Consider the following 13,524-nt stretch of genomic DNA (forward strand, 5'->3'; position numbering starts at 1 on the left):
ACAAAAGGGGTCTATTGTACCCACCCTTAATAGGGTTGTCAGTGAATCAATTATTAAGAGTCTAAATTAATATTCTTACGAACTTTCACCTGACTCATACTTTCTAAAATTCGATGGTAGTTTTCAAATCGTGTTTCTGCGATTTCGTTGTTTCTTACTGCTTCACTGATTAAACATCCCGGATCGTCTAAGTGCTTACAATCACGGAATTTGCAGCCACCAAGATACGGCCTGAATTCAATAAAACCTTTTGTTACTTGCTCTGGCGTTAAGTGCCATAAACCAAATTCACGTACTCCCGGAGAGTCAATCACATCTCCGCCTTGTGGGAAATGGTAAAGGCGTGATGCGGTTGTCGTATGTTGGCCTAAACCCGAGTTATCAGAGACTTGATTAACAACAATGCTTTCTTCCATTGGGGGTAACAGCGTATTAAGTAAACTTGATTTACCGACACCGGATTGCCCAGCAAAAATAGAGATGCGTCCAATAAGTTCTTGAGTCAGCGCTTCTAACCCTTCTTTAGTATAGCTAGAGACTTCAAGGACACGATACCCAATATCTTTATACGTTTGCATCCATTCACTTACCGTCTTACGGCTTTCTTCATCTAACATATCGATTTTATTGAGCACAATGAGAGGTTCAACGTTTAAAGTCTCACATGCGACAAGGTAACGGTCGATAATATTTAAAGAAAGTTCAGGCAAAATAGCCGAAACGATAATAATTTGATCAATATTAGCGGCAATTGGTTTAATACCATCATAATAGTCAGGTCGAGTAAGCACTGAAGTTCGTTCGTGTACGGCTTCAACAATACCATTTACGCGGACATTTTCTTGTGTTTGTAGCGCAGGGCGCCAAACAACTTTATCACCTGTTACCAGTGATGAAATTGTGCGTCGAATATTGCATCGTGTAATTGTGCCGTCAGCAGCTTCGATATCTGCATGTTGACCAAAACGGCTGATGACTAAGCCTTCGGTTGCCTCGCCTAATTGCGTATCGTCTAATTCAACGTGGTTTTTTTTCTCTTTGCTCTGCAAACGCTTTTTATGATTTTCTTGTACTCGGCGTTGCTGGCCTTTAGATAATTTACGTTTTGTCACCGATCCTCACTTGTATTCTTCGGTTAGATGTTCTTCTGTCGTGCTTATTGAGTAAACGCGCTATGATAAACGCTAAAATATCATGTCTCACACTTAGAAACAGCTAGGATATATTATGTCAAAAAGCGAGAACAATCTGATCTGGATAGATCTGGAAATGACAGGTCTAGATCCTGAATGTGACCGTATCATCGAAATTGCCACTATTGTGACAGATCCTCAACTTAATATTTTAGCCGAAGGCCCAGTAATTGCCGTCCATCAATCTGATGAACAATTAAGTTTAATGGATGAATGGAATACACGTACCCATACCGCTAGTGGCTTAGTTGAGCGCGTAAAAGTCAGTTCATATGATGATAATTCAGCACAAAAAGCGACACTTGAATTCCTAGAAAAATGGGTACCAAAAGGTGTATCACCTATTTGTGGTAATAGTGTGGGGCAAGATCGACGTTTTCTATACCGTTATATGCCAGAGTTAGAGCAATATTTTCACTATCGTTATCTTGATGTAAGCACATTAAAAGAATTAGCACGTCGTTGGAAACCTGAAATTTTAGAAGGCTTTAAGAAAAAGAATACGCATCAGGCATTGGATGATATTCGTGAATCGATTGCAGAGCTTGCTTATTATCGTAAAACTTTTATTAAAGAGTAAAAAACGTGCATTAATGATTCATATTGCATCATTGTGATGGTTTTATCAGCATGTAATCAAAAAAACGTATTTTTTTGTTGATAAAGGCTTGCGGTTAAGCATTTTTCTCGTATAATGCGCTTCCCGTACCGATGAAGAATTTTGTTTGTACGGGTGTAAGAAAGACGCGGGAATAGCTCAGTTGGTAGAGCACAACCTTGCCAAGGTTGGGGTCGCGAGTTCGAGTCTCGTTTCCCGCTCCAATCTTTCTTAGACAATTATTAGTCGTGTTATGCGATGCGGGAATAGCTCAGTTGGTAGAGCACAACCTTGCCAAGGTTGGGGTCGCGAGTTCGAGTCTCGTTTCCCGCTCCAAATCTTTTACTAGTCATTGTCAAAACTTACCAAATGCGGGAATAGCTCAGTTGGTAGAGCACAACCTTGCCAAGGTTGGGGTCGCGAGTTCGAGTCTCGTTTCCCGCTCCAAGTTTTTTTCCTCTGTTTTACCAAATCTCACTTTTAATCCCCATACTTTTAATCCCCATAAAGAAATTTTAAGTTTTTTCTCTCACTTTTTTTAATATCAACTACACTGTTTTAGGGTGCAGATTAAGTAATTTTACTTAATGCGCACAAAAAGCGTGTTCGGGATTATTGTTCAAAAAAGAAAATATTATTACTACATGTAAGATCAAGCTATTTTTTTGTGATCTATCTTTGATCTTTGCTTGCATTTCTATTTTGACGGCACTAGAATGTGCGCCTTTCCTCATTTAGAGGGGAAACTTGAGGTAAGATCATTTTTTAGGATTTAGGCCTTTATTCTGTTAAACATGCATTGAATAGTATTTTAGAAAAAGAAAAGAGTTTCTCTGACTTTTCTGTAAAAAAAAGTGATATATATTCTACTATTCTTAAAATCTTCCCAAATCGATTTATCCACAGCAAGATGCTAATAATCACCGCATCTAAACACTATTTATTTTTTTACTGCACAGAGTTATCCACAAGTTCGTATTCTTAGGTGCTAAGAATATTATTCTCTTTAATAAATTGATTGGTTTTTATATCTAATTGATAACTAAGTTTATTTTAATTTTTTTAATTTTGAGTCTTAGTTCGCTTGAATTTTTTTTTCATGTTGATAGGCAAGGGATTTTTATTTTATTCACAGAGGAAATTAATGATTACTCGTAATGCGTTTATTCTGTTAAAAATTAAGCGTCGCGAGGCAAGCCTTTAGTTATCGCCCTTACTAAACGTTTTTGTTGTGAAGTCTGTATTTTTACTTCTTTTTCATTTCTCTTTGCTGTCTGTTGTGCAATCGCCCAGTTTAAATGTTCATCTAAAACATCACTCAATCCAAAACGTTTTTGCAAGGCAAGTATAATTTTATCTTGGTAAGGTGCATTTCCTAGCGCCACGCTAATATTTCTCAGCCAGCGTAAATAGCCAATACGACGGATTGGCGAACCTTCAGTGATACGCAAAAATTTATCTTCACTCCATTGAAAGAGATTGAGTAATTCTGGGGTATGAAGTGCACTTCTTGGGGAGAAATCTTCTTCGTCAGTCAGTGATGAAAAACGATTCCAAGGACAGATAAGCTGGCAATCATCACAACCATAAATACGATTACCCATCAGAGGGCGAAACGCTTCAGGAATGGCTCCCTCAAGTTCGATAGTAAGATAAGAAATACAGCGACGAGCATCAATAGTATAAGGTTCAACAATGGCACCTGTCGGGCAGGTTGTCATACAGGCGACACATTTACCGCATTGCTCTTCAACAGGGCTATCTATCGGTAATGGTAAATCAATCAGTAGTTCACCAAGGAAAAACCAAGAGCCTGCTTGATTGTTAATAACAAGTGAGTGTTTACCAACCCAGCCAAGCCCAGCTTTAACGGCTAATGGACGTTCCATGATAGGTGCTGAATCAACAAAAGGACGAAAATTGACGACTCCTTGATATTCAAACTGCTGACAATATTGTGAAATTCTTTCGCCAAGTTTTTTAAGACGCTGCCTTAATACTTTGTGATAATCCCGACCCAGCGCATAACGGCTGATATAGCCTTGTTCTGGATTATTTAAGGTTCGTGCAAATGCGGCATCCGTAGGGAGATAATTCATTCTGACACTGATAACACGTAATGTCCCAGGCACCAATTCATGAGGCCTGGCTCGAGTCATTCCATACTTTTCCATCCATGCCATTTCACCATGATATTGTTTATCTAACCAGGCTTGTAGGCGAGGTTCTTCAAGTGATAAGTCAGTATCACATATCCCTGTTTGTTGAAAACCTAGCTCAGAACCCCATAATTTAATGTTTTGAGCGAGAAGATTAAGATCGAGTGATGACATGAATAAACCGAATCAATAGGTAAGAGGTGAGTCCTAAGAGCGCGCAGTGTATCATAGTGAGGCTGTAGGAAAAATCCTCACAATAAATAGATTTATGGTATGGTTATTTGATAGTGATTTCGATAACTATTTGCCTTAAGAAAACATATAAAGCTTAGTATTTGATGTTCTCCAACGATCTCTCTTTATTAAGCCGTTATAACTTAACAATAGATTATATAAATATGAAAGAATGGGTTGTTACATTAGAAGATGAAGCGGCAACAGTTGAACTCGGGCGTACTGTTGCAATGGCGACTAATCATAGCGGATTGATCATTTATTTATATGGCGATCTGGGCGCTGGAAAAACAACCTTTAGCCGAGGCTTTTTACAAGCGCTTGGTCATCAAGGGCATGTAAAAAGTCCAACGTATACATTAGTTGAACCCTATATGCTTTCACCAAATCCTGTTTATCATTTTGATCTTTATCGTTTAGCTTCTGCTGAAGAGCTAGAGTTTATGGGAATACGCGACTATTTTGAGCAAGACGCGTTATGCCTTATTGAATGGCCATCGCAAGGCGAAGGCTTTTTACCTAACGCGGATTTAGAGCTTCATTTAAGCTACGAAGACGAAGGTCGAAAAGCGCGTTTTGTTGCCCTTTCACAAAGAGGGAATACTGTTTTATCCCGTATTCAGTCTGCATAAAGGAATATTGATTATGTCGAGTCTCATCACCATTGTGAGTCAAAGTCAGCGTTATGTTGTTGCCTTTCTGTTGGTTGTTTTGTCTTTATTTTTTGTGCAAGCAGCACAAGCCGCTACTGTGACAGAAGTAAAAGCAGAAAACGGTATTTCAGCAACAACCCTCACATTCACGTTTAGTGATGGGAAGCCGAGTTATCGATATTACTCATTAAAAAACCCTGACCGTTTAGTGATGGATTTTAAACAAAGTACAAAAATCACGGGATTACCGGCAGCATTAGGTAATGGGCAGTTAGCCCATAAAATTCGCTCAACGCAATCAAAAGATAGTCAATACCAAAGTTTGGTTGTTGAGCTTGCTCAGCCTGTGGTGGTTACTGAACGTTTGATGAATGCAAGTGGTGGCTATAAGTTAGTGCTTACTATTAAGGCTCTGAATGGTCGACAAAATAGCAATACCCAATCCACCGTCAGTATTGTTGCGTTATCACCAAGTGCGACCGTCACTACATCAAATTCAAGTTTAAATACTAATCGGGAAATGGCCCCTTTAATTACCCAATCAACACCCGAGGTTACCCCTGTTGCGCCTATTGTAAAACCACGAACCACATCGTCAAAACCACAAGCCGGTTCACGCCAAATTATTATTGCGATAGATGCGGGGCATGGTGGGCAAGATCCGGGAGCGATTGGTCAGAAAGGTAATCGTGAAAAAGACGTAACGCTAAGTGTGGCAAGGAAGTTGGAAGCTCGCTTACGTAACGATCCTATGTTTAAACCCGTTCTAACACGCAGTGGTGATTATTTTATTTCAGTTGCAGGGCGCTCTGAAGTTGCCCGTAAGCAGAGCGCGAATATGTTAGTGTCTATTCATGCAGACTCAGCCCCCAATCGTAGTGCAAGAGGTGCTTCTGTCTGGGTGCTTTCTAATCGTCGCGCAAACAGTGAATTAGGTAAGTGGCTCGAACAAAGTGAGAAACAATCTGAATTACTCGGTGGTGCAGGTGATGCATTAGATGGTGCAGATCCCTATTTAAGCCAAGCAGTACTCGATTTGCAGTTCGGTAATTCACAGCGAGTAGGTTATGACGTTGCTGTTGCTGTATTGTCTGAATTAAGGAAAGTGGGTTCATTACATAAGAAAACACCAGAGCATGCGAGTTTAGGTGTTTTACGTTCACCTGATATTCCTTCCATTTTAGTTGAAACAGGTTTTATCAGTCACGCGTCAGAAGAGCAGTTACTCATTTCCGACGCTTATCAAGAGAAACTTGCGGCATCTATTCATGCAGGTTTAAAAAATTATTTTCTGGCTCACCCTTTACAAAATGCGCCTAATTGATTGAGTAAAATGGAATAAAGGTCATGGCGATAAATTTATTACCTCCTCAGCTTGCAAACCAAATTGCCGCAGGGGAAGTTGTTGAAAGACCGGCCTCTGTTGTTAAAGAGTTGCTGGAAAATAGTTTAGACGCAGGTGCGACCTCGATTGATATTGATATCGATAAAGGCGGCGCGAAGCTTATTCGTATTCGTGATAATGGGTGTGGTATCAATCGCGATGATTTGAAGTTAGCACTTGCTCGCCATGCAACTAGCAAAATATCAAGTCTGGACGATCTCGAAGCCATAATGAGTATGGGCTTTCGTGGTGAAGCGTTAGCGAGCATTAGCTCAGTTTCTCGTTTAACGTTGACATCACGTACTCAAGATCAAGAAGAAGCATGGCAAGCTTATGCTGAAGGCAGAGATATGGCTGTCGCTGTTAAGCCTGCGGCTCATCCTGTCGGAAGTACGGTTGAAGTGCTTGATCTCTTTTATAACACGCCAGCAAGACGTAAATTTTTGCGTACTGAAAAAACAGAGTTTGCACATATTGATGAAGTGGTTCGTCGCATTGCGTTATCGCGTTTTGATGTTTCTATCAATCTGACTCATAACGGTAAACGCGTTCGGCAATACCGTGCAGTAAAAGATGAAAATCAGCAAAATCGCCGATTGAGTGCAATTTGCGGTAATAATTTTGTTAATCAATCGATGTTGTTATCGTGGGAACATGGTGATTTAGCAATAAAAGGTTGGGTAGAACACCCTTTATCACCGGTGCAAAGTAGTGAAATTCAGTATTGCTATGTGAATGGACGAATGATGCGTGATAGATTAATTAATCATGCTATTCGCCAAGCTTATGAAGGTTATTTACAAGGAGAGCAGCAACCTTCTTACATCTTATATTTAAGCGTTGATCCTCACCAAGTTGATGTTAATGTCCACCCAGCTAAACATGAAGTTCGCTTCCATGAATCTCGTTTGGTTCATGATTTTATCTATCAAGGTGTGTTGAGTGTTTTACGACAAGCAACGCAAGAGCCTTTATCTCTGGATTCGGATGATGAAGAAGAGCACGAAATAGCTTTAAATTTCCCTGAAAATCGTCAAGTTGCAGGTGAAAATGTATTTTCTCAGCCTTATCAAGCACCAGTAACTCAAACTCAGCCAAATACACCATCACATCAATACAGTGAACGAGAGCACAACAATAACTCACATCAAAAACAAGCCTCTCAATTTGGAGATCGCCGTCAATTTGGTGAAAGCTATCAAAGGACACAGGGTGCGCTTTATCAAAAAATGATGCAAGAAAGTGTATCAACATCAGAAGATAGAGAAAAAATACCACTATTTCCTGAGCGTGCCCCATTGAATTTAGGCGAACTCGTTCATACAACTAATAATATCAAAGAAGATGCTATTTCGGTGATGCCTCGTTCCGTCAATGCGAAAGATGGACAAACTGATTATACTTTTGGGCGAGTATTGGCAATTTATCAGCACAAATATGCGTTAATAGAATCTTCACAAGGTCTTGGGTTGTTATCATTGGAAGAAGCTGATTTTCTGTTAAAATGTGCGCAATTACTGCCTAAAGATGAAACATTGAAACCACAACCTTTGCTCGTGCCTTTAAAGTTGGCATTGAGTAAAGAGGAGATTAGTGTATTTAATCAGTTTCAATCGCTAATCAGCCATTTTGGGATCATTATCGAAATTTCTCACGGTAAAGCAACGATACATGCGGTGTCGTTACCTTTGCGTCAGCAAAATTTACCTGTGTTACTGACGGCATTATTAGCCTATTTGTCAGAAGAGCAATCTTGTACCGAGCAACAGCTTGGGCAGTGGCTAGCAAAACAATTAGGGGCAGAGCAGGTGCAATGGTCGCAAGCTCAGGCCGTAGGATTATTGGCTGATATTGAAAGACTTTGTCCTCAATATGTCAGACAGCCAGCAAAAAACTTATTACAATTAATTGATTTACAACCGGTGGTAGTGGCATTAAATAATGAGCGATGTGAACACGCAAATAAAACCTAAAGCAATTTTTCTAATGGGACCTACAGCGTCAGGTAAAACAGCATTAGCAATTGCACTGAGACAGAAACTGCCTGTAGATATTATTAGCGTGGATTCAGCTCTTATCTATCGTGGTATGGATATCGGTACAGCAAAGCCAGATGCGAATGAGCAATCGCTTGCTCCACATCGATTAATTGATATTCTAGACCCTGCATTTCCCTATTCTGCTGCGGATTTTCGACGTGATGCACTCAATGCAATGGAAGAAATTACCGCAGCTGGACGAATTCCACTATTAGTGGGTGGGACTATGCTATATTTTAAAGCGTTACTTGAAGGTCTATCGCCTTTACCTAGCGCTAATTCAGATGTTCGTGCTGAAATAGAAAAAAAAGCAGCAGAGCAGGGGTGGGAGGCAATACATAAAGAGTTAGCATTAGTTGATCCCGTTGCAGCACAACGGATCCATCCTAATGATCCTCAACGACTTTCACGTGCGCTAGAAGTTTACTTGATTTCAGGTAAGACAATGACGGAATTGACCAAAATATCAGGCGAGTCTTTGCCTTATGATGTTTATCAATTTGCGATTGCTCCGAAAGATAGAAATGTTCTTCACCAACGCATTGAAGCCCGTTTTAAACAGATGTTAACGTGTGGATTCGAAGATGAAGTAAAATCATTATATGAACGGGGCGATTTGCATGAAGATCTACCTTCTGTACGTTGTGTCGGTTATCGCCAGATGTGGTCATATTTATCTGGCGAAATAGATTATGATGAGATGGTTTATCGAGGGATCTGCGCTACCCGGCAATTAGCGAAGCGACAAATCACTTGGTTAAGAGGTTGGAATGATATTCACTGGCTTGATAGTGAAGATCCAAAACAATCTCTTGACACTGTTTTGCAGGTAGTTAGTGCATAGATGGTAGGTTTGTGTAAAATTGATAGTTGCCAAAGCGCAATTTTTGAGTAGTTCATTTTTCGAACCCATTGGGTTCTAATATAAAACAACAAAATAAGGAAAACATAGAATGGCTAAGGGGCAATCTTTGCAAGATCCTTTCCTGAACGCATTACGTCGTGAAAGGGTTCCCGTTTCTATCTATTTGGTAAACGGCATTAAATTGCAGGGTCAGATCGAATCTTTTGACCAATTTGTTATTTTGCTGAAAAACACAGTAAGTCAGATGGTATACAAACATGCTATCTCTACCGTGGTACCTTCGCGTCCTGTTTCTCATCATAGCAACACAGGCACGAACCAAACGGGTACAGGTTACAATGGTGGCACTGCTCAGCAGGATGATGTTGCAGAATAATAATCCAATATTATTCTTGATATAAGAAAAACATAGGTAGGGAGACTTTACCTATGTTTTTTCCTGTTTTTATAAAGTCCAAGAGGTTTCGCCTTTGTTTGATCGTTATGAAGGTGGCGAATTAGCCGTTTTAGTGCACGTCTTCTTTTCTCAAGAAAAGGACGTTGATGATTTGCAAGAATTTGAATCTTTGGTGACATCTGCGGGTGTTAAACCAGTTCAGATTATTACTGGCAATCGAAAAGCACCTCATCCTAAATATTATGTGGGTGAAGGTAAAGCAGAAGAAATTGCCGAAGCTGTAAAAGCAAGTGGTGCAGATGTTGTTTTATTTAATCATGCACTGACACCTGCACAAGAACGAAATCTGGAAAGACTTTGTGAATGCCGAGTGGTTGATCGCACGGGAGTTATCCTTGATATCTTTGCTCAAAGAGCAAGAACCCATGAAGGAAAGCTACAGGTAGAACTTGCCCAGTTACGTCACTTATCAACCCGTTTAGTCAGAGGGTGGACTCACCTTGAAAGACAAAAAGGGGGGATTGGGTTACGAGGACCAGGCGAAACTCAGCTAGAAACAGACCGCCGCTTACTCCGAGGTAAAATTAGTCAAATTTTAATGCGATTGGGTAGGGTTGAGCGTCAGCGTGAACAAGGACGACAAGCGCGAAGTAAAGCTGATATTCCGACATTATCCCTTGTTGGTTACACAAATGCAGGAAAATCGAGTTTATTTAACCATATTACCTGTTCAGATGTGTATGCAGCAGATCAGCTCTTTGCAACATTAGATCCAACACTCAGACGTATTCAAGTTGATGATGTGGGAACTGTTGTATTAGCCGATACTGTTGGATTTATTCGACATTTACCTCATGATCTTGTTGCTGCTTTTAAAGCTACTTTGCAAGAAACGCGAGAAGCAACTTTGCTTCTTCATGTTATTGATGCAGCAGATAGCCGTTTTGAGGAAAATATTCATGCAGTTGAAAGTGTATTAGAAGAGATTGATGCTCAAGAAATACCAACACTGCATGTTATGAACAAAATTGATCTTCTTGAAGATTTTACTCCAAGAATAGATCGAAATGAAGAAAACTTACCCGTTAGGGTTTGGGTTTCGGCACAAACAGGCGAAGGTATTCCGCTGTTATATCAGGCGTTGACAGAACGTCTTTCAGGTGAGATCGCACACTTTGAATTACGTTTACCGCCAGAAAATACAGGGCGCTTACGTAGTCGTTTTTATCAATTACAGTCAATAGAACGTGAATGGATTGAAAAAGACGGTAAAGTTGGGCTAATCATACGTATGCCTATGGTAGACTGGCGCCGCCTTTGCAAGCAGGAACCAAATTTATTGGATTACGTGGTCTGATATTCGGCCATAATAATGAACATTAACTGAGAGCTGGCGACGAAATCGGCTCTTAAGCCTGATAAATCTAATCATAATAATGGAGCTAGAACATGGCGTGGAATCAGCCCGGTAACAACGGACAAGACCGCGACCCGTGGGGTAACCGAAACAGCGGCAATAATAATGGCGATGGCAACGGTAACTCCAACGGCAATCAAGGAGGTCGGAATCGCGGAGCATCAGATCTCGATGATATGTTCCGTAAACTGAGTGAAAAACTTGGTGGTTTCGGCGGCAAAAAAGGTGGAAACTCCTCTTCTGGCCAAAATGGCGGTCCCCGTGGCAATGCTGGAAATCTTTTGATTTCTCTTGCATTAGGTGCGGTTGTCGTGGTTTGGGCTGCAAGTGGTTTTTATACTATCAAAGAGGCAGAACAAGGCGTAGTGACTCGTTTTGGTAAATTTTACCAAATCGTTGAACCTGGTCTGAACTGGAAACCGACTTTCATTGATGAAGTTCAGCCTGTTAACGTAAAAACTATCCGTGATTTAACCACGGGTGGCATGATGTTAACGTCAGATGAAAACATGGTTCAAGTTGAGATAAACGTGCAGTATGTTGTCTCTGATCCAGAAACATTCCTGTTTAACCTGACAACACCAATTAACAGCTTAGGTCAGGCAACTGACAGTGCAGTCCGTGGCGTTATTGGTCGTTCAGAAATGGAAAAAATTCTGACTTCTAATCGTTCAGAAATTCGTGACCAAACACGTCAAGAATTAGAAGAGACTATTCGTCCTTATAACATGGGTATCTCGATTGTGGACGTCAACTTCCAAGTTGCTCGCCCACCAGAAGCGGTAAAAGCGGCATTTGATGACGTAATCGCGGCACGAGAAGAAGAACAAAAAACTATTCGCCAAGCTGAGGCTTATAAAAACGAAGTGTTACCGTTAGCAAAAGGTAACGCACAACGTATGATTGAAGAAGCGACGGCTTATAAAACCAGTGTGGTGATGAAAGCAGAAGGTGAGGTAGCAAGCTTTGCTAAAATCTTACCTGAATATCGTGCTGCACCTGAAATTACTCGCGAGCGTCTTTACATTGAAACGATGGAAAAAGTGCTATCAAAAACACGTAAAGTCATCGCTAATGATAAAGGTAACAGCATGTTAGTGTTGCCTTTAGAGCAAATGTTACGTCAGCAATCTCAATCCGCATCATCAAATACAGTTGAGGCGCCTGCGCGTATTAGCACACCTGCTCCAACTGTAAATCCAGCACCGGCACAAAAACCCGCAACAACGACTTATGGTAATGGTGGATATGGTAGTCATAATGGCGGTTATGGTCAGCCTTACGGCAATAATCAAGGAGGACAATAATCATGCGTAAAGTTATCGCTGTTGTTGCAGTTATTATTTTAGCGTTGTTGTACTCTTCTGTGTTTGTCGTTCAACAGTATGAGCGTGGTATTATTTTACGCTTTGCGAAAGTTGTACGTGATGCTGAAAATAAACCTGTTGTTTATGAACCTGGTCTTCACTTTAAAATTCCATTTATTGAGAATGTGAAAAAACTGGATGCACGTATTCAAACTATGAACATCCAGCAAGACCGTTTCTTATCAGGTGAGAATAAAGACTTATTGGTCGATTCTTATCTGAAATGGCGTATCAGTGATTTCAGTACTTACTATTTGGCAACAGGTGGTGGTAATACAACGCAAGCAGAAACATTATTGCGTCGTAAATTCAGTGACCGTTTACGTTCTGAAATTGGTCGTATGAGCGTGAACCAAATTATTACGGATTCTCGTGGTCGTTTAACCATTGATGTTCGTAATGCACTGAATGAAGGTACACCTTCTCGTGATACAAGTGCTGCTGATGATGCAATCGCTATTGCTGCTAAAAAAGTGGCTGAAGAAACTAAAGGTCAAGCTCCTGCTATCAACATGAACAGTATGGCGGCATTAGGTATTGAAGTGATTGACGTTCGAATCAAGCAAATCAACTTACCTATGGAAGTTTCGGAAGCGATTTATCAGCGTATGCGTGCAGAGCGTGAAGCCGTTGCTCGTCGTCATCGTTCACAAGGTCAAGAGCAAGCTGTGAAAATTCGTGCTGCTGCGGATAAGACGGTAACAGAGACACTTGCTGAGTCTGAGCGTGAATCATTACGTCTTCGTGGTGAAGGTGATGCCCAAGCGACTAAACTATTTGCTGATGCGTTCAACCAAGACCCAGACTTCTATGCCTTCATTCGTAGCTTACGTGCCTATGAAAAGAGCTTTAACCAAGATGGTAATGACGTCATGGTGTTAAGCCCAGATAGTGATTTCTTACGCTATATGAAAGCACCAACAAAAGCACGAGCAATTGAAGAATAATTTCTGAACGTATTAAACCGTTTAAGTAAATAATAAAATCCTCCACCTTTAAAAGTGGGGGATTTTTTTTGATATCAATAAGATAAATCTAGTAACTAGGCTAAGAAATAAATAATTGTGCATAAAAAGATGAAAATTTACGCTTAATGGTTTCCAAAATGGTTTTAGCTGGGATAGTATAAAGTGAAAATTGCATTTCAAGATAAACCTTCGGCAATACCGAAGCGTCTTCTTCGCCATTTTCACTTTTATGTCACTCTGCTTCCTGTTT

General features: G+C 40.4%; 11 protein-coding genes and 3 tRNA genes. 12 read left to right on the forward strand and 2 right to left on the reverse strand.

The features are described from left to right. Positions 1 to 53: 53 nt before the first annotated feature. Positions 54 to 1,112 (reverse strand): small ribosomal subunit biogenesis GTPase RsgA, encoded by a 1,059-nt coding sequence (gene rsgA / locus SB028_RS01415; protein ID WP_069369884.1) that lies wholly within the window; start codon positions 1,110 to 1,112, stop codon positions 54 to 56. Between the two features lie 115 nt (positions 1,113 to 1,227). Here rsgA and orn point away from each other — a divergent pair, with 115 nt between their 5' ends. From orn to SB028_RS01435, 4 genes are all read left to right on the forward strand, one after another. Further along, complete coding sequence (gene orn, locus SB028_RS01420) at positions 1,228 to 1,773, forward strand: oligoribonuclease (protein WP_069369883.1); 546 nt, start codon at positions 1,228 to 1,230, stop codon at positions 1,771 to 1,773. Positions 1,774 to 1,939: 166 nt separating this feature from the next. Then, positions 1,940 to 2,015 (forward strand) — tRNA-Gly (locus SB028_RS01425). Between the two features lie 36 nt (positions 2,016 to 2,051). Continuing rightward, positions 2,052 to 2,127 (forward strand) — tRNA-Gly (locus SB028_RS01430). A 35-nt stretch (positions 2,128 to 2,162) separates the two neighbouring features. After that, positions 2,163 to 2,238, forward strand: a tRNA-Gly gene (locus tag SB028_RS01435). Positions 2,239 to 2,969: 731 nt separating this feature from the next. On the opposite strand, the gene queG is transcribed toward SB028_RS01435, so the two are convergent. Further along, complete coding sequence (gene queG, locus SB028_RS01440; protein WP_069369882.1) at positions 2,970 to 4,124, reverse strand: tRNA epoxyqueuosine(34) reductase QueG; 1,155 nt, start codon at positions 4,122 to 4,124, stop codon at positions 2,970 to 2,972. Between the two features lie 224 nt (positions 4,125 to 4,348). Here queG and tsaE point away from each other — a divergent pair, with 224 nt between their 5' ends. The 8 genes from tsaE to hflC all read left to right on the forward strand — a co-directional run bounded on the left by tsaE (position 4,349) and on the right by hflC (position 13,253). Further along, positions 4,349 to 4,816 (forward strand): tRNA (adenosine(37)-N6)-threonylcarbamoyltransferase complex ATPase subunit type 1 TsaE, encoded by a 468-nt coding sequence (tsaE, locus tag SB028_RS01445; RefSeq protein ID WP_023583616.1) that lies wholly within the window; start codon positions 4,349 to 4,351, stop codon positions 4,814 to 4,816. 13 nt (positions 4,817 to 4,829) lie between these two features. After that, complete coding sequence (locus SB028_RS01450) at positions 4,830 to 6,161, forward strand: N-acetylmuramoyl-L-alanine amidase (protein ID WP_069369881.1); 1,332 nt, start codon at positions 4,830 to 4,832, stop codon at positions 6,159 to 6,161. A gap of 23 nt (positions 6,162 to 6,184) precedes the next feature. Next, the gene (mutL, locus tag SB028_RS01455) at positions 6,185 to 8,194 is read left to right on the forward strand and encodes a DNA mismatch repair endonuclease MutL (protein ID WP_069369880.1); all 2,010 of its coding nucleotides are present in this window, start codon (positions 6,185 to 6,187) and stop codon (positions 8,192 to 8,194) included. Then, positions 8,163 to 9,104: a tRNA (adenosine(37)-N6)-dimethylallyltransferase MiaA gene (gene miaA, locus SB028_RS01460; RefSeq protein WP_069369879.1), complete on the forward strand. Its 942-nt coding sequence runs from the start codon at positions 8,163 to 8,165 to the stop codon at positions 9,102 to 9,104. Before mutL ends, miaA begins: the two co-directional genes overlap by 32 nt. Before the next feature lie 109 nt (positions 9,105 to 9,213). Continuing rightward, positions 9,214 to 9,501, forward strand: a complete 288-nt coding sequence (gene hfq, locus SB028_RS01465; protein WP_023583613.1) for an RNA chaperone Hfq — start codon at positions 9,214 to 9,216, stop codon at positions 9,499 to 9,501. Positions 9,502 to 9,595: 94 nt separating this feature from the next. Beyond that, on the forward strand, positions 9,596 to 10,879 hold the full coding sequence (gene hflX / locus SB028_RS01470; protein WP_109394715.1) for a ribosome rescue GTPase HflX: 1,284 nt from the start codon (positions 9,596 to 9,598) through the stop codon (positions 10,877 to 10,879). Positions 10,880 to 10,971: 92 nt separating this feature from the next. Next, on the forward strand, positions 10,972 to 12,246 hold the full coding sequence (gene hflK, locus SB028_RS01475) for an FtsH protease activity modulator HflK (protein ID WP_069369877.1): 1,275 nt from the start codon (positions 10,972 to 10,974) through the stop codon (positions 12,244 to 12,246). 2 nt (positions 12,247 to 12,248) lie between these two features. Continuing rightward, positions 12,249 to 13,253 carry a protease modulator HflC gene (hflC, locus tag SB028_RS01480; protein ID WP_069369876.1) on the forward strand — a complete coding sequence of 335 codons (1,005 nt, stop codon included), beginning with the start codon at positions 12,249 to 12,251 and terminating at the stop codon, positions 13,251 to 13,253. Positions 13,254 to 13,524 lie beyond the last annotated feature (271 nt).

Source organism: Proteus vulgaris (assembly GCF_033708015.1).
Lineage (GTDB): Bacteria > Pseudomonadota > Gammaproteobacteria > Enterobacterales > Enterobacteriaceae > Proteus.